General features: G+C 64.6%; 18 protein-coding genes. 3 read left to right on the top strand and 15 right to left on the bottom strand.

Going from position 1 to position 18,369, the window contains the following annotated elements:
* Window positions 1–97: 97 nt before the first annotated feature.
* On the top strand, window positions 98–2,365 hold the full coding sequence (locus M2334_RS16090) for a TonB-dependent receptor (protein ID WP_264605956.1): 2,268 nt from the start codon (window positions 98–100) through the stop codon (window positions 2,363–2,365).
* A 318-nt stretch (window positions 2,366–2,683) separates the two neighbouring features.
* Here the strand turns inward: M2334_RS16090 and M2334_RS16085 are convergent, their stop codons facing one another.
* The 4 genes from M2334_RS16085 to M2334_RS16070 form a co-directional block, all read right to left on the bottom strand.
* Window positions 2,684–3,946: a lipase family protein gene (locus M2334_RS16085; protein WP_264605955.1), complete on the bottom strand. Its 1,263-nt coding sequence runs from the start codon at window positions 3,944–3,946 to the stop codon at window positions 2,684–2,686.
* Between the two features lie 548 nt (window positions 3,947–4,494).
* Window positions 4,495–5,283 carry an SDR family NAD(P)-dependent oxidoreductase gene (locus M2334_RS16080; RefSeq protein ID WP_264605954.1) on the bottom strand — a complete coding sequence of 263 codons (789 nt, stop codon included), beginning with the start codon at window positions 5,281–5,283 and terminating at the stop codon, window positions 4,495–4,497.
* Window positions 5,283–6,140, bottom strand: a complete 858-nt coding sequence (locus M2334_RS16075; RefSeq protein WP_264574204.1) for a phytanoyl-CoA dioxygenase family protein — start codon at window positions 6,138–6,140, stop codon at window positions 5,283–5,285. The genes M2334_RS16080 and M2334_RS16075 overlap by 1 nt, the downstream gene beginning before the upstream one ends.
* 5 nt (window positions 6,141–6,145) lie before the next feature.
* Complete coding sequence (locus M2334_RS16070) at window positions 6,146–6,961, bottom strand: D-glutamate cyclase family protein (protein ID WP_264595321.1); 816 nt, start codon at window positions 6,959–6,961, stop codon at window positions 6,146–6,148.
* A 131-nt stretch (window positions 6,962–7,092) separates the two neighbouring features.
* Between M2334_RS16070 and M2334_RS16065 the strand changes: the two genes are divergently transcribed.
* Window positions 7,093–7,809, top strand: a complete 717-nt coding sequence (locus tag M2334_RS16065; protein ID WP_264605953.1) for an SDR family NAD(P)-dependent oxidoreductase — start codon at window positions 7,093–7,095, stop codon at window positions 7,807–7,809.
* On the opposite strand, the gene M2334_RS16060 is transcribed toward M2334_RS16065, so the two are convergent.
* From M2334_RS16060 to M2334_RS16045, 4 genes are all read right to left on the bottom strand, one after another.
* Entirely contained in the window at window positions 7,810–9,009 is a 1,200-nt protein-coding gene (locus M2334_RS16060) for an MFS transporter (RefSeq protein ID WP_264605952.1), read from the bottom strand.
* Window positions 9,010–9,236: 227 nt separating this feature from the next.
* Window positions 9,237–9,905, bottom strand: a complete 669-nt coding sequence (locus tag M2334_RS16055; protein WP_264605951.1) for a hypothetical protein — start codon at window positions 9,903–9,905, stop codon at window positions 9,237–9,239.
* Window positions 9,906–10,022: 117 nt separating this feature from the next.
* Window positions 10,023–11,462: a glutamine synthetase family protein gene (locus M2334_RS16050; protein WP_264605950.1), complete on the bottom strand. Its 1,440-nt coding sequence runs from the start codon at window positions 11,460–11,462 to the stop codon at window positions 10,023–10,025.
* Window positions 11,459–12,787 carry an aromatic ring-hydroxylating dioxygenase subunit alpha gene (locus M2334_RS16045; RefSeq protein WP_264605949.1) on the bottom strand — a complete coding sequence of 443 codons (1,329 nt, stop codon included), beginning with the start codon at window positions 12,785–12,787 and terminating at the stop codon, window positions 11,459–11,461. The genes M2334_RS16050 and M2334_RS16045 overlap by 4 nt, the downstream gene beginning before the upstream one ends.
* Window positions 12,788–12,978: 191 nt before the next feature.
* Here M2334_RS16045 and M2334_RS16040 point away from each other — a divergent pair, with 191 nt between their 5' ends.
* Complete coding sequence (locus M2334_RS16040; protein ID WP_264605948.1) at window positions 12,979–13,566, top strand: TIGR00730 family Rossman fold protein; 588 nt, start codon at window positions 12,979–12,981, stop codon at window positions 13,564–13,566.
* A 14-nt stretch (window positions 13,567–13,580) separates the two neighbouring features.
* On the opposite strand, the gene M2334_RS16035 is transcribed toward M2334_RS16040, so the two are convergent.
* The 7 genes from M2334_RS16035 to M2334_RS16005 are packed head-to-tail and all read right to left on the bottom strand — an operon-like array spanning window position 13,581 to window position 18,369.
* On the bottom strand, window positions 13,581–14,150 hold the full coding sequence (locus tag M2334_RS16035; RefSeq protein WP_264605947.1) for a HupE/UreJ family protein: 570 nt from the start codon (window positions 14,148–14,150) through the stop codon (window positions 13,581–13,583).
* Window positions 14,147–14,800 carry an urease accessory protein UreG gene (ureG, locus tag M2334_RS16030; protein WP_264605946.1) on the bottom strand — a complete coding sequence of 218 codons (654 nt, stop codon included), beginning with the start codon at window positions 14,798–14,800 and terminating at the stop codon, window positions 14,147–14,149. The genes M2334_RS16035 and ureG overlap by 4 nt, the downstream gene beginning before the upstream one ends.
* A gap of 5 nt (window positions 14,801–14,805) precedes the next feature.
* Window positions 14,806–15,597 (bottom strand): urease accessory protein UreF, encoded by a 792-nt coding sequence (locus M2334_RS16025; RefSeq protein WP_264605945.1) that lies wholly within the window; start codon window positions 15,595–15,597, stop codon window positions 14,806–14,808.
* Window positions 15,494–16,012, bottom strand: a complete 519-nt coding sequence (locus M2334_RS16020; protein ID WP_264605944.1) for an urease accessory protein UreE — start codon at window positions 16,010–16,012, stop codon at window positions 15,494–15,496. The genes M2334_RS16025 and M2334_RS16020 overlap by 104 nt, the downstream gene beginning before the upstream one ends.
* A 17-nt stretch (window positions 16,013–16,029) precedes the next feature.
* On the bottom strand, window positions 16,030–17,739 hold the full coding sequence (gene ureC / locus M2334_RS16015; protein WP_264605943.1) for an urease subunit alpha: 1,710 nt from the start codon (window positions 17,737–17,739) through the stop codon (window positions 16,030–16,032).
* Window positions 17,739–18,083: an urease subunit beta gene (locus tag M2334_RS16010; RefSeq protein ID WP_264605942.1), complete on the bottom strand. Its 345-nt coding sequence runs from the start codon at window positions 18,081–18,083 to the stop codon at window positions 17,739–17,741. The genes ureC and M2334_RS16010 overlap by 1 nt, the downstream gene beginning before the upstream one ends.
* Window positions 18,067–18,369 (bottom strand): urease subunit gamma, encoded by a 303-nt coding sequence (locus M2334_RS16005; protein WP_181560798.1) that lies wholly within the window; start codon window positions 18,367–18,369, stop codon window positions 18,067–18,069. Before M2334_RS16005 ends, M2334_RS16010 begins: the two co-directional genes overlap by 17 nt.

Here is an 18,369-nt window from a genome sequence, read left to right as displayed (position 1 = left end):
AGGGGTCGGAGTCATGTCTCTCATCAAGAACGAAATCGGGTCGACGCGAAGCGGGCGCACATTCAGTGCCCTTTCCATATCCTGCGCAGCCGCTGTCTTGGCCACGTGCATCGGCACGGCGCATGCTGCCGACGCCGCCGATGCTGCCGCAGCGGAGGCTGCTGACGATCAGGGCGTCATCGTCGTCACCGCGACGCGGCGCGAACAGGCGATCAACGAGGTTCCCCTCTCGATCACCAGCTACGACAAGCGGCTGATGGACCAGCAGGGCGTGCGCACGATCGACGACCTCTCCCGCCTGACTCCTGCGCTGAACTTCACGTCGAGCGCCGGTTCTACCGCCAATAATGGCAGCAACATCGCGATCCGCGGTCTTTCCTCGGACGTCGGCTCTGCCACCACCGCGATCTACATCGACGAAACGCCGATCCAGATCCGCAACGTTGGCTATTATGGCGGCAACCCTTATCCTCGGATTTTCGATCTCGACCGTGTCGAGGTTTTGTACGGCCCGCAGGGCACCCTGTTTGGCGCCAGTGCGCAGGGTGGCGCGGTGCGCTTCATCACGCCGGAACCGAACTATGACTCGCTTAAAATTTACAGCCGCGCGCAGGTTTCCTTCACGCAGGAGGGCTCGCCCAGCTACGAGGCCGGTCTCGCTTTCGGAGCGCCGATCAGCGACAAGGTCGCCTTCCGCCTCAGCGGCTGGTATCAGGACACGGGCGGCTACATCGATCAGGTCGTGCACGGCACTGACGTGGTGAAAGCCAAGGACATCAATTCCGGCAACGCAGCGGTCTTCCGTGCCGCTTTGGGCATGAAGCCGACCGAGACGCTCACCATCACCCCGAGCTTCTATTATCAGCGCGTCCACACCCGCTCGCGCGATGACTTCTGGGAAGGCTACGGCCTGGCCGCAGAAAATGATTATCACAGCGGCGTCTACGCCCTCGAGCCGAGCACGGACACCTTCTACCTACCGGCCCTGAAGGTCGAATGGGAAGTTGCGCCCAATATCGACCTGATCACCAACACGTCCTACTTCGATCGCAAGCAGAAGCAGACGCTGAACTACGCGACTTATTTCTCGGTCCTGCGCTCGGGCAGTCCTTTCGGCACCTACGCCAACAAGGACCTGAACAACATGGGCGTATACCTGAACATGCGTCAGAAGAACTTCGTTCAGGAAGCGCGTCTGCAGTCCTACGAGAATGCGCTGCTCGATTGGACGGCCGGCGTCTATTACTCGAAGAGCAAACAGGAATTCGCCAACTACACTGGCTCTGGCCGTATTCCTGGCGTTCTGGTGAACGGCTTCCAGCAATATCAAGGCGTCTACAGCTATGTGAACCTGGTCGATGCCAAGGACGAACAGATCGCCGGCTACGCAAGCCTGGACTTCAAGCCGACCGACAAGCTGACGCTGACCGCTGCGATCCGCTACAGCCATGTTGATTTCGACTTCACCAACATCACCGATGGTCCGACCTCACGGGGCGTGCGCACCGTCACGACGGCCAGCATGAAGGAACACGCCTGGACGCCGAACTTCGGCATCTCCTACAAGTTCGCGCCCAACAACATGATCTATGCCTCGGCCACCAAGGGTTTCCGCCCCGGTGGTGCTCAGGCGAAGATCGTCAGCGACCTGTGCACGGGCGATCTTGCCACGCTCGGCCTGACCGAGAGCCCGACTGCCTATGAGTCGGATAACCTCTGGTCCTATCAGGCAGGCACCAAGAACTCGCTGTTCGGCGGTGCGCTCCAGGTCGGTGCCAGTGCCTATGTGATGAAGTGGAAGAACATCCAGCAATCCGTGCGTTTGCCGACCTGCGCCTTCTCCTTCATCTACAATCTCGGCAACGCCACGGGTAAGGGCGGCGAACTCTCGCTCGATCTGCGCGCGGCCCGCGGCCTGAACATTGGCGGCAACGTGGCCTATGTCGATCTGACCTATGACAGCGACGTGCTCGGCGGCAATGGGCTGGTGCTCAAGGCCGACGGGCAGCACATCGGCGGACCGGCCTGGACCGGCCGCGTCTATGGCAGCTACGAACGGGAGCTCAGCGCAGGTGTGGACGGCTATGTGCGTGGCGAATATTCCTTCGCCAGCCACACTTTCCGCGGCGCGGTGCCCGGCACCTATGGCTATGATGCCGGCCTGACCGACCTGCCCGGCCGCAACTTCGTCTCGGCCCGTGCCGGCGCGCGGTTCAGTGGCGTGGACCTCTCGCTGTTCGTGGACAATCTGCTGAACTCGAACGACCTGCTGGCACGCAATCACGACTCGGTAGGCTCGCCGCTCTACTACAACCAGACCTACCGCCCGCGCACGGTGGGGCTGACCTTCCAGTATCGCTACTGACGACAGGATTTGAGACGAAGGGCAAATAGCCCTTCGGGTCGCGCGGACGGCGGGAGCAGCGATGCTTCCGCCGTTCTGCTTTGTTATGCGAGAAAGTCGTGGGCCGACTTGATCGGCGCAGGCGCGCTGGGCGCCTGGCAGAAATGGCGGGACGGGATGCATAGCCGAGGCGGTTCCGGCGCGCGACTGTCCTTCACCCAACGCCTCTTCTGACTGGAGGGGGCTAAGGGTTGGGCTTACGCCAAATTGCGCGCGCAGTAATCACGCGCAAAAGCGCGCTCGCGCGCCGGAAAAAAGGTTTATGAAGTCGCCCGCCGCTCAGTCGATATAAGCGCCCTTGCGCTGCTGGACTGGCCCGGGGTGCTGGATGCTTGCGCAGTTAGAGGCTGGCACATGGCCCTTAAGCAGATTCTGCGCGAAGGGGATGGAGTCGGCAGCCGAAACCGTGACGGCGGTGCTGTGGTCCTCACCCGGATAGGTGTGCCAATGGACCTGCGTCCCCGCCGCGCACATGGCGCGCACGGCGTTGTACTGTCCCTGCGTGCCGGCCATGTCGTCCGCAAGTCCGGTGCCAACGAACAGCGGGCCGGGGATGCGCCCATCGGTAAAGGCGAAGGCGGCGTCCATCTTGCTGTCGAGCGGCGCGAGATCCGCTGCGAAGACCGTCTGCCCGTCCTTGAGCCCCATCTCCTCCGCCTTGGCCATCAGGTCGCGCAGGCAGCCGCGCCGCGAAAGGCGCAGGAGCGGATAGCCCGCGGGCGTGACGAAATCGGCCGGATCAAGATCGGGATTGAGCGCGCGATCTGTGCCGGCGATGCGCAGCATGGCAAAGCCCGGGTCCATCGCACGGGGATCGGTCATCTTCTCGCCCTTTGCTGCCTGCCCGGCGGCCTCCGGCGTATCGAAGGTCATGACGAGGCCGGTCGCGACGGTGCCGAGCAGGTCCAGCTGTGGCGCATAGCTCTTTGCCAAGTAGGCAGAGCCAATCGCCGCGCCCGAGCCCTGCGACTGGCCGACGAGCACCACACGGCGCGACAGCACAGCGGGATAAGCGGCGGAGGCGGCGCGGGCGGCGTCCAGCACGGCATGCCCCTCGGAACGCCAGATGAGATAGGGGTGGACGCCATCTGTCCCCAACCCTTCATAATCGGTCGCGACGACGGCAAAGCCCGCCTCCAGCCAGCGCTGCAGATAGCCCTGATCGCGCAGCGATGTGCCATTCCACGAGGGCGCGCAGACATCGGCAAAACCGGTCGTGCCATGCGCCCACGAGACGAGCGGCCAACCACCCTTCGGTGCGCTTCCCTTGGGCAGGAATAGCATGCCCGAAACGACGATCGGCCCTTGATCTCCCACGCCGCTGGTAGAGGAATAGAGAATGCGCAGTGCTTGGCCGCTTTCCGGCTGCCTGCGGTCCGCCGGCAACGGCTCTTGCCGCAGCATCTGGCCAGGTGCGGGGATTTCGCCGGTCCATTGATAGAAAGCTGAAACGCCGCCATCGCCATCGATGTCGCCCAGATCAACCGGGCTGGCAGTGTGCTGCGCCGTGTGTTCAGGCGCGGGCGCGGTCTCCTGTCCCATCGCCGGCCGGGCTAGCGCTACCAGGGGCAGTACGGACCACAGCGCAAGGCGAGCCAATCGATCTGATCGGTGCGAGGGCGCAGGGCGAAGGGGGCGGGTCATCATCGGCGGAGTCACTCCTTGTGCATCCTGCCGTTCTAACCTGCTGCGGGATAGTGTCGCGGGGGGATTGTGGCACCGGGGAGGTGCTGGCGGGGCAACGGGGTTGCCCGACGCGGACAAATCCTTGCCTGACCGGTTGTCCGCTATTGGGTCTCGCGGAACGCTAGCGCTATCACTAAAAGTCGTTGGGAGCGCTCTTTGCCGATCTTCCCCGTTCGTGCTGAGTAGGGTCTGAGTAGCGCCGCAGGTGCGTATCGAAGAGCCGTATTGAAGCATCGCAGCGCACGTAGCGGTCCTTCGATACGCCGCTTCGACAAGCTCAGCAGCTACTCAGGACGAACGGCGGGGCGTCCAGTCCGGTTTGGAACTCAGTCTTGCAAAAGCGCTGCCGGGATGATCGACAAACTGGACTCACCGCATCATCGATTGATCGGATGGTCCAAGCCTCAAAGCGTCGCGCCGCCGTCCACGACCAGTTCCTGCCCTGTCACGTTGCGGCCGCCGTCGCCGACAAGGTAAAGCACCATGGCGACGATGTCCGCCATCTCGCTGGGGCGATTGAGCGGGATGCCCATGTCCGCCACATAGGCGCGCAGGGCTTCCTCTTCCGACAGGCCTTTCAACTCGGCCATGGCGCGCCAATTGGCCTTCATGCGCGGCACGGCGATGGGGCCGGGCGCGACGTAGTTGACGGTCACGCCGTCCGGTCCCGCCTCCAGCGCCGCGCTGCGCGTGAGGCCACGCAGGCCCCATTTGGAGGCGGAATAGCTCGAGCGACCGGCCCGGCCGCGCATGCCGTGATTACCGCCGATGTTGACGATGCGCCCATGCCCCGCCGCACGCATCACTGGAAGCAGGCGGCTCATGACGATGAACGGTGCCCGCAAATTGGTGGCGATGGTGCTGTCGAACTCTTCGATGCCAAACTCGCCGATGGGCGGTGACAGCGGGCCGGTGTGGCCGGCGGCATTGACGATGACGTCCACTACGCCTTGCGACCAGCCCAGGAAGCTATCGAGCGCGGCCTCCAGCGCGGGCGCATCGCGCACGTCTGCGGTCAGCACCAGCGCTCGGCGGCCATTCGCGCGGATTTGCTCGGCGACTTCCTCCATGGCGGCGGTGCGCCGCGCGACCATCGCGACATCATAGCCCTGCGCGCCCAGCGCCAGCACGATCTCCCGCCCCGTGCCCGCACTGGCACCGGTGACGAAAGCGATGGGGGTTCTGCCCGCCATCACTGCGCGTCCGCGAAGAATTTGCGCTTCGAGCCGGCCTGAATCTTGTAGATCGAGCTGCCCGCGCGCGAAGGGAAGGGCAGGCGCACATAATTCTGCTCGAAGCGCACTTCTCGCGTCGAGGGGCCGCAGACGAGGCGCGATTCATACTCGTCCCAATCCACCTTGTAGAAGAGCGGGAAGGCATCGCTGGCGGCATATTCATAGAAGAGGATGCGGCGCGGATCGCCCGAGCGATTCACGCTCGAGCCGTGCAGCGTCATCGGATGATGGAAGCTGACGGTTCCGGGCGGACCTTCGAGCAATACAGCCTTCGTCATGTCGAAGGCCGCTGGATCGACCGCGCCGCAGAAATAGCCCTCCTCGTCATGATGATCGAGCAGCGGCCCCTTGTGGCTGCCGGGGATGACTTGCATCGCGCCGTTGGAGGCATTGGCGCCATCCAGCATCACCGAGGCGACGCAGGTCGACATGTTGGTGTGCGGCGCGAAGGCCCAGTCCTGATGCCACTCCAGCGCGGCGCCGCCATTGGCGGACTTCATGTTGATCTTGGTGTGCGAGAGGCGGACATTGGCTCCGATGATGCGGGTGAGGACCGCCAGAATATCCGCATTGCCCGCCTGCTCCGCATAATAGGGATCGATGCGGTTGGGCTTCTTGATCCGCTGGATGGTGCGGTTGCCCTGAACGTCCGTGTCGAAATCGAACCAGGCGTCATCGGCCTCCACCGTCTCCGCCTTGGCGGCGACGCGGTCGGTGAGCGCGCGCAGATTGTCCAGCACCGGACCCGCCAGCAGGCCGGGCAGGACGACATAGCCGTTTTCGTAATAATCGGAGACGATCTGATCGATGTTCATGAGGGTCAGTCCTTGGGGAGCGGCAGGTCTGTGACGACCATGTGCGCCTTGTGGTGCGTGATGCAGAGCGGCAGACGGGCGTTGCGCACGGCGTTCTGGCCCGTCGCGCCGCACGCCCAGAAGACCGGCAACTCGCCGGGGTTCAGGGTCGTGAGGCCGTGGCCGCCATAGCTGTGCGAAAGATCGGCGATCCCCAGATCGCCAGGCAGACCGAGCGAAACCGGCGCGCCGTGACATTGCGGGTAGCGGGCGCTGAGCAGCGTCGCGCGGATGGCATCGGCGGGGCTGAGCGCGCGCATCGAGACGATGAGCTTCCCACCGAACGGGCCGACGGGGGTGGTCTCGCGATCCGTCTCGTACATGGCCGAGACATTGCCCTCATCGAGATGGCGCAGACGCACGCCGGCGCGCTGAAGAATGGCTTCGAAGGAGAAGGAGCAGCCAAGCACGAAGGCGACGAGATCGTCCGCCCAGACGGCAGAGGCATCGCGCGGGGTCTCGACCAACTCGCCATCGCGGAACACCATATAGCCGCCGGTATCGCGGGCGATATCGAGATCGTCGGCGAGCGCGGGGATCGCACGGACGCCCGGCTCGCTGCGGCCGAGGATGGGCAGTGCTTGGGCGTTGGCGCGGCAATAAGCCTCGAAATCATCGGCATAGGCAGCGGGTACAGCGACGAGATTGCCCTGCACATGCTCCCGGGCGACATGATTTGTGAACCCGGTGAATGCCCCGACGCGGATCGCACGCCGCACGGCGCGCGGATCGGCGCGGTCGAATGCGGGCGTGGACGCCCCTGCGGAGAGGGCTTGGGTCATATTTGCTCTTTTACGCGCGCGGGGCGTTGCCGAGAGTTGCTTTTTGATGCCTCCCCCGTTGCCGATCCGGCCATGGGCGGCACCGCGCGGCCGTGCTTGGCTGCGCCTTTCGGTTGCGGGAGTGCGCAGATATGGCGGGCATGATGATCATCGGCGGCACGCGCGGACTGGGCGGCACGATTGCAGGGGAATTTGCGCGGGCTGGACATCAGGTGGCGCTGGCGGATGAAGGAGCAGCGCCTGAAGGTGTCTATCCCTACGTCGCCATCGACTTCGCCGACCCTGAGGCTCCAGCGTACGCCGTCGCGCAAGCGCTCACCCACCTCCCCACGCTCGATGCGCTGGTGATCGCCGCCAGCGCCATGGAGAGTGCCCCCATCGAACGCTGGACCGCGGCGATGTGGGACCGGGCGGCAGCGATCAACCTGCGCCTGCCTTTCCTCGCGGTGCAGGCGGCGCTCTCGGCGCTGCGCCAATCGGCCAATGCGAGCATCACCCTGCTCTCATCCACCGCGACACTGCGCGGGCAACCCTTCACCCATGGCTATCAGGCAACCAAGGCCGGTGTTGCGGGGCTGGTGCGCAGCCTCGCTGCCGAGCTGGGGCCGGACGGCATCCGCGTGAATGCGGTGCTGCCAGGCTGGCTCGATACGCCGCTGACTGACGCATACTGGACCACGCGGGAAAATGCCGCCGATGAGCGCGCGCAGATCGAGGCGCGGATTCCGCTGCGGCGGCATGGTTCAGCGCAGGAGGCCGCGGCGCTGGTCTGCTTCCTCGCGTCACCCGCCGCCAGTTATCTCACCGGGGCCATCCTGCCGGTGGACGGCGGCGACACGGCGGTCTGATCAAGCCGCCGACGCGGCCGCTTTGGGCGCCGTCGGCACGCGGGGCAACGCAATGAAGCAGACCAGCAGGCCGACGATCGCGACGCCGACATAGCCTGACCAGTGCGTCAGCGCGAAATAGACGGTGGGGGTGAGGAACGAGGCCAGCGACACGAACTGGTTGACCGAACCTGCCACTGTACCGCCGCCGACCGTTCCGGTCGCGAGCGCCGGCATAGTCGCCATGCAGATTCCGGTGGCGGCGCCATAAGTAAATAGCCAAGCCATCAATCCTGCAATGGCGATGATCATCGGGCTGGACGGCAGGAACAAAGCGATCTGCGCGACGATACCGATGACCACGACGATGCCGAGCAGCCGCCGCATCGGGAAATCCCGCGAGAGCAGCGCACCGGTAATCGTGCCGCCGAGCAGCACCGCGGCGATCTTGGCAATGGCCACGATGCTCGCAGACGCGGCAAGCGAGACGCCATGCACCTTTGCCAGATAAGTCGGCGCGGCAAGGCTGGTGCCGTAGGAGATCATCGCCGGCATCGCCATGGCAAAGCCGAGCTTCAGAATCGGCGGACGGCGCAGGCCGGCAAACAGGGCAGCCAGCTTCTCACGCCCGCTCTGCCCTTCCTTGCGGATTGCCGCGACATGCGGGAGGATGAAGGCCAGCGCCGCGCATCCAAGCATGATCGCGCCGTGGAAGGCAATCGCCAGCCGCCAGCTGTCACTGGTGGTGAATGGCGCTGCCATCAGCAGCCCGAGCGAAAAGCCGGTCGGCGCATAAGTGGACCACAAGGTGAGCGCACGGGTGCGCGTGCCGCCCTCCAGCGAGCCCATCAGCATCGCCGCGCCGCCGTTCAGGATGCCGAGATAGCCCACGCCCGCCATCAGCACGCCCAGGTTGAACAGCCAGATATCCTGCGCGAACCACAGGATCACGTCCGCCAGCACGAAGACCGGCGAGGTGAGCAGCAGCACCAGGCGCGGCCCAAGGCGATCGACAATGCCGCCGCCAACCGTCGCCACGATCGTCGCGGGCAGGGAGAAGAGCGCAATGGTGAGGCCAATCGCGGCAGCGGGCGCATCCATCGCCTCGGTAATGCGCAGCGCCAGCGGAGAGAGAATGCCGACCAGCGCCATGCTCATCAGGCCGATGAGATAGACCAGCGCTATGGTGCTCCAGTTTCCTTGGGTTCGCAGCGGCAGCATCGGCAAGTCCCTCGTCACGCGGCCGGATCAGCGCTCCGGCGTACTGAGGCAGGATAAGGCGACGCCCGGTGCCCACAAGCCGGGTTCGCAATCGGCACCGAGGTGTTCACTTTTTTTGGGGGGGAGGCAGAAGTTGCGTGGGTGAACGCGGTTGAACAGACTGACGCCCCATAAAATCTTACCGGTTCGAACACGGCAAAGATTGCCCAATGGACGTAGCAGTTGCTTCACGACGGTTGCCGCAGTTTTTCTAAGTCGATGTCTTGATTCAATCTGAGGGTAAGTTCTTCGGTTGTAATCTGACCGGTAAGGTAAGACTGTGACAACAACATCAAGTCCCAAGATATCGGTACTTTATTGTTTTCATTTGGAAGGCGGCATTCCTTCATCACAGCTATCAGAAGATAGCGCCGCACGGTGTCAAAAGCCTTTGAGAGGCCTGCCTGCGCTTGAAGTCTACGTATTTTAGCCATCTTATGACCGATTTGCGGTGGCATCGGCTGTGGCTCCGGGACTTCAAAAAATGACATTGTCTGAAAATCTTCAATTTGGGCGGCCAACTTTATGCGAGCCTTAGCCCTGTGCCTCGCTAATTTTTCGAATATCAAACGTTCAGGCTTTGACAGCTCGAGCTGCAATGCAGCTACAGTTGATACTTGCTCCTTCCAGATGAAATATGGAGCGCTAATTAGGCGCAGAATGATGAGGGCTACAGTCGCAAGGCCGATGTATGCCAATGCGATCTGCCCAGTTGTTTCAGGCATTTCGATGCCCGCAACAACGCCGAGTCCTGGCAGCACGGAAGCTGCTAGAATTTGCATAACGTCCGTGCGAATGGTCGAACGACGTAAAGCGAAGCTCAGCACTTGGCCGAGATATTCCCACACCAACCCCATGGCTTTATCCTGCCCGAAGCTGACTTCGCTGTGGAGTCGCTTTCAGCTGGTCCTGACAGGTTTGATAAATATATATTGCTCGAACAGCGGGACACCAGTCGAGACCCCAGGTCCCCCTCAAAACAAATCGAAATACTCGCGCTGTTCCCAGTCCGTCACGGTCTGGTTGTAGCGGGCGACTTCGGTGCGTTTGATGAGGAGGAAGTGGTCGACGAAATCATTGCCGAAGGCGGCGCGCAGGAGGGGGTCTGTGTCCAGCCGGTCGAGCGCGGCGTCGAGCGTCTGGGGGAGTTTTTCGACCTGCGCAGCATAGGGGGAGTCCACCGGCGGGGGCAGATCCATGCCGCCCTCGATTCCGGCAAGGCCGGTGACCATCTGAGAGGCGAGGTAGAGATAGGGATTGGCGGCCGGCTCGCCCACGCGGTTCTCGATACGGCGCAGCTTGGCCGCACCTCTGGCGAGCACGCGCAGCATGGCGCCGCGATTGTCCTCCGCCCAGGCCACGCGATCGGGGGCAAGGCTGTTGGGCCGGTAGCGCTTGTAGCCATTGATGGTGGGGGTGGAGAAGGGCGCGGCCCCAGCTGCGCCGGCGAGCAGCCCGGCGAGGAATTGCTGGCCAACGCCGGAAAGGCCATCCGACCCGTCGGAGGGCGCGAAGGCGTTCTCGCCGGTGCGGATATTGCGCAAGGACTGGTGGAGATGCCAGCCGCTCGCCATCGCCTCGGGCAATTGGGGGCGACACATGAAGCTGACATGATAGCCATGGCGCCGGGCGATCTGCTTGGCGGCGCTGCGGAAAAGAATCATGTCGTCCGCCGGGCCAATGCCGGTGCCCGCCTTGAAGACGAACTCGCATTGGCTGGGGCCGAACTCCACTTCCAGTGAATGCAGCGGCAGGCCGAGCGCGAGGCAGTTTTCGCGCAGGATCTCGACGATTGGCTCGACCTGATCGTAACGCTGCTCGGTGAGATACGCATAGCCCTGGTGGAGCAATGAGACCTGGGGGGGGCGGCCGGGCTGGCCGGCATCACCCAGGCCAAGCGCCGCGTCTTCCAGCCGGGTGAGGTAGAACTCCACTTCGAGCCCGCTCACATACTCAAAGCCGCGCGCCGCCAGCCGGTCCACCGCCGCGCGGGCGAGCCGGCGGGTGGAGGCGACGACCGGGCGACCATCATGATGATAGAGGTCGCACAGCATCCAGCCGGTGCCGGGTGCCCAGGGCAGAACGCGGAAGGTGGCCGGATCGGGCACCATGATGACATCGCCGCCGCCCTGCAGATCGGCATCGCCAATCCCGGCGCCGGCCGCGAAAACCGGCACCACTGTGCGGTGCGATGTATCCTTGAGCAGCAGCGTCGAGGTGATCGCGCAGCCATCCTCGAAGGCGCCCGCGAGGGAGCCGGCCAGCAGTGTCTTGCCGCGCGTGATCCCGTGCATATCCGCAAAGACGAGGCGGACGGTGTTGATCCCGTCGGCCTCGATGCGCTTAAGGACATCGGCGGCCTGGCGACGGGCTTCGTTGCTCCACAGGCCATGGGTGGCGATGAAGTCGCTCATTCCGCGGAAACAGGCGCCGGCTGGGAGGCCCAGGGTGCGGCATCGCGACGGCGGCGGTCCACCTCGCGCCAGTAGGCCTCAAGGTCCGCACCGGCGGGCGCGACGCCATCCACGGTGCCCGGATCACGCACCTGCTGCGCTTCCTCCGCTGTCAGATCGAGCAGTGGGCGCTCGCCCTTCTGCAGCTTGCCGATCTCGCGGATGAGCATGGTGCGATAGGCGACGATGCCCTTGTCCGTGGTGCCGAGATGCTCGCGGGTGCGATCCTGGATGCGGCCCATGGACTCCACCGCCCACTGGTCGTGCACGTTGATGTCCTCGCCCATGCCCGTATAGGTGCGGCTGCGCTGCTCCACCACGTCATAGCCATAGTCGTTCTGGCGATTGAGGCGGGGCTTGTAGTCCGGCAGCTCATAAAGCGTGAGCCGCTGCCGGCGCATCTCTTCCTTGTTCACCGCATCGGTGAAGCTGGTGAAGGCGGCGTACCAGTAGCAACTGTGATCATCGATCGGCACATGCCACTGGGTGATCGTCATCGTCTCCGAAAGCGGGATGACGAAGGCCTGCGGAAAGAACAGGTTGGTGATGCGCACATGCGTCTTGCCCTCGGGCAGCGAGCGCAAGGCGGTGAGGCGGAAGCCGATATCCGTCTTGGTAATCGTGATGTCCGGATTCTCGAACTCGCGCAGCACCTGGATCATGGTGAGGTCACTATCCGCCGAGCGGCCGCGGAACTGCTTGCCATAAGCGTCCGCCTCCTCATCCTCGAAGAAACGGTGGAGGAAGCTTGCATGAGCCGGGTCGACGCCGACCTCCAGCGCCTGCAGCCAGTTGCAATCCAGATAGCCTTTGAAGGCAAAGACATGGCTGTCCGGCGCGGCGAAGCAATCCAGGCCGGGGAAGGCTGGCGCATCGCCCTCGCCCATAAAGCCGAAGATCATACCGGCACGCTCGACCACCGGGTAGCTGCGCTGCTTGACGCGGCTGCACAGGCTGGAGCCGGCCGGCTCGCCGGGGGTCTGGATGCAATTGCCATCGACATCGAACAGCCAGCCATGGAACAGGCAGCGCAGGCCGCCATCTTCCAGCCGCCCGAAGGCGAGATCGGCGCCGCGATGCGGGCAATCGCGATCGAGCAGGCCGAGGCGGCCCTGCTCGTCGCGGAACAGCACCATGTCCTGCCCCAGCACCTTTACGGCCTTGGCGGGCCGCGGCCCTTCCAGCTCCTCCAGCAATGCGATGGGCTGCCAGTAGCGGCGCAGGAGTGCGCCGAGCGGCGTACCCTTGCCGCTCAGGGTGATGAGATCATTTTGTGCTGGTGTCATGCTTGGCTTCCCGTGGGTCGTCTGTGCGGTGCTGGTGCCCTGATCACGTCCGTTTTGCCTCAACCGCTCGCGCGCGCGTGTTGCCGACTGGCGCCCGCTGCGTTGCTGGAATCAGAACCCATCAGCGCTTGCCGTGACGGATTTCGAAACATAGGCTCGCGCATCGACCATTCGAACATGCGAGCACATCAATGAGCCAGCCAAAGCGCGACATCCGTACCGTTGCCGTCTTCTGCGGATCCAATCCGGGCCTTGGTGACACCTATGAACGCGCGGCGGCCGATCTGGGCGCAGCGCTGGCGCGGCGGGGCATCGGGATCGTCTATGGCGGCACGCACAAAGGGTTGATGGGCATCCTGGCCGATGCCGCGCTGGCGGGCGGCGGCCATGTCCACGGCGTGATCAACCAGCGGCTGTTCGATCGGGGGCACCTGCACCCCAGTCTCTCCTTGCACGAGATTGTGGAATCGATGCGGGTGCGCAAGGAGCGGATGCTCAGCGTCGCTGATGCCTGTATCGCCCTGCCGGGCGGCATCGGCACGCTGGAGGAGTTCATGGAGGCCTGGACGCTCAACCAGCTTGGCGAGATCGACAAGCCGGTCGGCCTCTACAATGTCGGCGGCTTCCACGAGCCGTTCATGACCTTTATCGACACGATGATCGGGCAGAAATTCCTCCCGCCTGAGCATCGCAACGGCATCGTCGTCGAAGGCGATCCAGACGCGCTGATCGACGCCCTCATCGCCTTCGAAAAGCCCGACGTGCCGAAGTGGCTCTGATCGCCTGAGCGCGATCAGGCCGCGAGCAGGAACACCGCGAAACCGGCGCCCACCGCACCCATCGCCCGCAAGGCCTGTACGGGAACGCGGCTTCCGATCACGACGCCCAGCGCGTGCAGCGCGGCTGTCGCCGCGATAAAGCCGAACGCGAATGTGGCGACGTCACCAGCGGGAGCCTCAAGACCATGCGCCATGCCGTGCACAAAGCCGAAAGCACCCGTCACTGCCGCCGCGACAGCCCATGAGGCCTTCAGTCGAAGGGCCAGCGCCAGACCAAGCAGGAGGATGGAGAGCAGAATGCCGCCTTCGGCAAGACCGGATGGTTGGCCGAGCAGCGCATAGCCAAAGCCGATCACCATCGCGCCCACGAAGGCGGCAGGTGCGGCCCATTTCGCGCGGCCCGCCAACATGCCGCCCCACAGTCCGACCATGACCATCGCGACGAGGTGATCGGCGCCGGTGAGGGGATGCAGCAGGCCCGAGACCAGCGGACTGGCGACCTCATGGCCGGGATGTGCCTGTGCCGCCGCCGGCAGCATCAGCGCGATCATGGCGACGAGCGCCGTTTTGCAATGTCTGATCATCCGTTCAGCCCTCCATGTTCGATGATGAATGCCTCGATCTCCGCGACGCCCTGGCCCGCCCGCACATTAGCGAAGACGAACGGGCGCTGTCCGCGCATCTTGCGCGCATCTCGGTCCATCACCTCAAGGCTGGCACCGACATGGGGCGCGAGATCGATCTTGTTGATGACGAGCAGGTCCGAGCGGGTGATGCCCGGTCCGCCCTTGCGCGGGATCTTGTCGCCCGCCGACACGTCGATGACGTAGATCGTCAAGTCCGCCAGCTCGGGGCTGAAGGTGGCGGCGAGATTGTCCCCGCCGCTCTCGATCAGCACCAGTTGCAGGCCCGGGAAGCGCTTTTCCAGCGTGTCCACCGCCGCCAGATTCATCGACGCATCCTCGCGGATCGCGGTATGCGGGCAGCCCCCGGTCTCGACGCCAAGAATGCGTTCAGGCTCCAGCGAGCCGGCGCGGGTGAGGAACTCGGCATCCTCGCGCGTGTAGATGTCGTTGGTGATGGCGGCGATCCGATAGCGCTCGCGCAGCGATTTGCAGAGCGCGTCCATCAGCGCCGTCTTGCCCGAGCCAACCGGCCCGCCAATGCCGACGCGCAGGGCGCCGGTTGTCTGCGCCTGCATGGCGCCATTCTGTTCCATCCCAGCCTGATCCATTGTCGTCATGTCCTGAACAGCCTCGTATATTGGGTTTCATGCGCCATGCAGCCGATCTCGGCGACGAGCGTGCAGCCGCGCAGGGCGAGGAAGGGATCGCCGTCGGGCAGAGCGATCACCTCCGCGGCCATTGCGCGGACCGGTCCGCGCAAGGCCAGCAACGCCTGCTGGCCATCAGTCTGACCGAGCGGCACGAGCCGCTGGGCGGCGGAAACGAGATTGGCGACGCAGCCATGGAGATAGGCCACAAGACCATGCCTCTCCGATATGCCCTGGCAGCCGAACAGACAGCCCGCCGCTACCGGATAGGCGAGCGCGCCATCCGGCACATGGGCGATCAGCGATGCAAAGGCGGAAGGCTGCGTCGACTGAAGCGCGATGCGGCGAAAGGCCGCACCTTGCGCCGTGGTTTCCAGATGGCGCTCGAAGCCGCTCTGGGCGGCAACCGCCAGTTCGGCCACCTCGGTCAGCCGCGCTGCATCGCTGGCCTGCGCGGCGCGAAGGGCGTGGAGGAAAAACACCGCCTCGTTGAACAGCGGGCCATACTCCAGCAAGTCGCCGATCCACGCGACGGTGGTGTCGCGGCTGATGACATGCCCCGCCTCAACCGCCCACTCGATGCCGCCCGAATGGGCGAAGGCGCCGACGGGCCAGGCGGGCGACATCCAGCTCAGCAGATCGAAGAGCGCGCCGTCATCCATGGCTGTGATGATGGTGATGGTCGTGGTGGTGATCCCCGTGACTGTGATGATCGCGACCGTGATCGTGGGCGAGAGCATGGCCGGGCGCACCCTCATAGGCGCCACCTTCGGGATCGAACGCGGCTTCGACCGCCTGGCACGTGCCGCCCAGCCCCTCGGCCATATGGGCGATGACATGATCCTCCCGGATCAGCAGCCGTTCGCCATCGAGCTGGGTCGGCAGATGGCGGTTGCCCAGATGCCAGGCGATGCGCACCAGCGCGGGGAGGTCCGGCGCGGTGATGGCGGTGAGTCGCTCGGGCAGTGCCTTGACGGCGACAAGCGTGCCATCGTCCAGCAGCAGCCCATCGCCATGGCGTAGATGGACGACATTGGGCTGATCGAGCAGGATCGCGCGGCCAGCCTGCGTACGATAGACGATGCGGCGGCGGCGGCGCTGGTCATGATCGAGCAGCACCGTGTCGGTGGCGTCATGGCTGTGGCCGGGCTGGATGGCGGTGATACGGAGCATATTGCGTTCCGGCCCTTTCAATAGAGGAAGTAGCGTTGGGCGAGGGGCAACTCGTACGCCGGCTCGCAGGCCAGCAATTCGCCATCCGCCCGTACCTCATAGGTCTCGGGATTGACCTCGATATGCGGCAGCGCGTCGTTGAGCTTCATGTCGCGCTTGCCGATGCTGCGGGTGGCGCGCACCGCGCTGAGCGTCCGCGAGAGACCGAGGCGTGCGGCAGGATCGGTGTCCAGTGCGGCGGCGCTCACGAAGGTGATGCAGCTTGCGGCCATGGCGCGGCCGTAGCTGCCGAACATCGGCCGGGCATGAACCGGCTGCGGCGTCGGGATCGACGCATTGGCATCGCCCATCATCGCATGGACGATCATGCCGCCCTTGATCACCAGCTCCGGTTTGGCGCCGAAGAACGCCGGATGCCACAGCACCAGATCGGCCAGCTTGCCGACCTCGACCGAGCCGACCTCATGCGCGAGGCCCTGCGCCAGCGCGGGGTTGATTGTGTATTTGGCGACATAGCGCTTCGCCCGTGCGTTGTCCGCCTGCGCATCGTCGCCGGTAAGCGGACCGCGCTGGCGTTTCATCTTGTGCGCGGTCTGCCAGGTGCGGGTAATGACCTCGCCCACGCGGCCCATTGCCTGACTGTCCGACGAGATGATCGAAAGCGCGCCGAGGTCGTGCAGGATGTCCTCGGCCGCAATCGTCTCCTTGCGAATCCGGCTCTCGGCAAAGGCGAGATCCTCCGGGATCGACGGATCGAGATGATGGCACACCATCAGCATGTCGAGATGCTCGTCGATGGTGTTGACGGTGAAGGGCATGGTCGGGTTCGTTGACGACGGGATCACATGCGCCAACCCGGCGAGGCGGATAATGTCCGGGGCGTGGCCGCCGCCTGCACCCTCGGTGTGGAAGGCGTGGATCGTGCGCCCGGCGAAGGCGGCGATCGTATCCTCCACGAATCCGCTCTCGTTAAGCGTGTCGGTGTGAATCATCACCTGAATGTCCATCGCATCCGCGACGCTCAGGCAGCAGTCGATGGCCGCAGGCGTGGTGCCCCAGTCCTCATGCAGCTTCAGTGCGCAGGCGCCGGCGCGGATCTGCTCAATGAGGCCATCGGGCTGGCTGGCATTGCCCTTGCCGGCAAAGCCGAGGTTCACCGGCAAGCCCTCGGCGGCCATCAGCATCCGCTCGATATGCCAGGGGCCGGGGGTGCAGGTGGTGGCGTTTGTGCCGGTCGCCGGGCCGGTGCCGCCGCCGATCATGGTGGTGACGCCGCTGGCGATAGCCTCCTCCACCTGCTGCGGGCAGATGAAGTGAATATGGGCATCGACGCCGCCAGCGGTGAGGATCTTGCCCTCACCTGCAATGATCTCCGTGCCAGGGCCGATGACGATATCGACGCCCGGCTGGATGTCCGGATTGCCGGCCTTGCCTATGGCGGCGATGCGCCCATCGCGCAGCGCAATGTCCGCCTTGTAGATGCCGGTCCAGTCCAGCACCACGGCATTGGTGATGACTGTATCGGCCGCCCCGGAAGCGCGGGTGACCTGGCTCTGGCCCATGCCATCGCGGATAACCTTGCCGCCGCCGAACTTTACCTCCTCGCCATAGTCGGTGAGGTCACGCTCGATGCGGATGATGAGATCGGTATCGGCGAGGCGCAGGCGGTCGCCGGTGGTGGGGCCATACATGTCGGCATAGGCCGCGCGGGTCATGCGATATGCCATCAGTCCAGTGCTCCCATCACATCCTGCCGAAAGCCGATGACGGTGCGCGCGCCGGCCACCGGCACCAGCTCGACCTCGCGGCTCTGCCCCGGCTCGAAGCGCACGGCTGTGCCGGACGGAATATCCAGCCGGTGCCCGCGCGCGGCAGCACGGTCGAAATCGAGCGCCGGATTGGTCTCGGCGAAATGATAATGGCTGCCGACCTGCACGGGGCGGTCGCCAGTGTTGGCCACGGTCAGGCGCAGCACGGGGCGGCCCCCGTTGAGCACAATGTCGCCCTCGGCCGGGAGAAGCTCGCCGGGGGCGATCCGGGCCGGTACGGGCGCATCAGCGGATCGGGTCATGGACTGTCACCAGTTTCGTGCCATCGGGAAAGGTCGCCTCGATCTGCACATCGGGGATCATCTCGGCGATGCCCGGCATCACCTGCTCGCGGGTGAGCACATGCGCGCCGGCTTCCATGAGATCGGCGACGCTGCGCCCGTCGCGCGCGCCCTCCAGCACGAAGTCGCTGATCAGGGCGATGGCCTCGGGATAATTGAGCTTCACCCCGCGCTCCAGCCGCCGCCGCGCCACCATGGCAGCGACGGAGAGCAGCAGTTTGTCCTTTTCTCTAGGTGTCAATTGCAT

This window comes from Sphingobium sp. B11D3D, assembly GCF_025961755.1.
Lineage (GTDB): Bacteria > Pseudomonadota > Alphaproteobacteria > Sphingomonadales > Sphingomonadaceae > Sphingobium.
The sequence above is the reverse complement of the archived record's forward strand: the minus strand, read 5'-3'. Positions and strand labels throughout refer to the sequence as shown.

What these genes read in the sequence shown, in the direction of transcription:
- M2334_RS16070 (WP_264595321.1), bottom strand. Translation starts at nt 6,961, where the DNA reads ATGACCCAAGCCCTCTCCGCAGGGGCGTCCACGCCCGCATTCGACCGC.
- M2334_RS16065 (WP_264605953.1), top strand. Translation starts at nt 7,093, where the DNA reads ATGGCGGGCATGATGATCATCGGCGGCACGCGCGGACTGGGCGGCACG.
- M2334_RS16035 (WP_264605947.1), bottom strand. Translation starts at nt 14,150, where the DNA reads ATGATCAGACATTGCAAAACGGCGCTCGTCGCCATGATCGCGCTGATG.
- M2334_RS16080 (WP_264605954.1), bottom strand. Translation starts at nt 5,283, where the DNA reads ATGGCGGGCAGAACCCCCATCGCTTTCGTCACCGGTGCCAGTGCGGGC.
- M2334_RS16055 (WP_264605951.1), bottom strand. Translation starts at nt 9,905, where the DNA reads ATGGGGTTGGTGTGGGAATATCTCGGCCAAGTGCTGAGCTTCGCTTTA.
- M2334_RS16045 (WP_264605949.1), bottom strand. Translation starts at nt 12,787, where the DNA reads ATGACACCAGCACAAAATGATCTCATCACCCTGAGCGGCAAGGGTACG.
- M2334_RS16085 (WP_264605955.1), bottom strand. Translation starts at nt 3,946, where the DNA reads ATGGGACAGGAGACCGCGCCCGCGCCTGAACACACGGCGCAGCACACT.
- M2334_RS16005 (WP_181560798.1), bottom strand. Translation starts at nt 18,369, where the DNA reads ATGCAATTGACACCTAGAGAAAAGGACAAACTGCTGCTCTCCGTCGCT.
- M2334_RS16010 (WP_264605942.1), bottom strand. Translation starts at nt 18,083, where the DNA reads ATGACCCGATCCGCTGATGCGCCCGTACCGGCCCGGATCGCCCCCGGC.
- M2334_RS16025 (WP_264605945.1), bottom strand. Translation starts at nt 15,597, where the DNA reads ATGAGGGTGCGCCCGGCCATGCTCTCGCCCACGATCACGGTCGCGATC.
- ureG (WP_264605946.1), bottom strand. Translation starts at nt 14,800, where the DNA reads ATGGATCAGGCTGGGATGGAACAGAATGGCGCCATGCAGGCGCAGACA.
- M2334_RS16020 (WP_264605944.1), bottom strand. Translation starts at nt 16,012, where the DNA reads ATGCTCCGTATCACCGCCATCCAGCCCGGCCACAGCCATGACGCCACC.
- M2334_RS16075 (WP_264574204.1), bottom strand. Translation starts at nt 6,140, where the DNA reads ATGAACATCGATCAGATCGTCTCCGATTATTACGAAAACGGCTATGTC.
- M2334_RS16040 (WP_264605948.1), top strand. Translation starts at nt 12,979, where the DNA reads ATGAGCCAGCCAAAGCGCGACATCCGTACCGTTGCCGTCTTCTGCGGA.
- M2334_RS16060 (WP_264605952.1), bottom strand. Translation starts at nt 9,009, where the DNA reads ATGCTGCCGCTGCGAACCCAAGGAAACTGGAGCACCATAGCGCTGGTC.
- ureC (WP_264605943.1), bottom strand. Translation starts at nt 17,739, where the DNA reads ATGGCATATCGCATGACCCGCGCGGCCTATGCCGACATGTATGGCCCC.
- M2334_RS16050 (WP_264605950.1), bottom strand. Translation starts at nt 11,462, where the DNA reads ATGAGCGACTTCATCGCCACCCATGGCCTGTGGAGCAACGAAGCCCGT.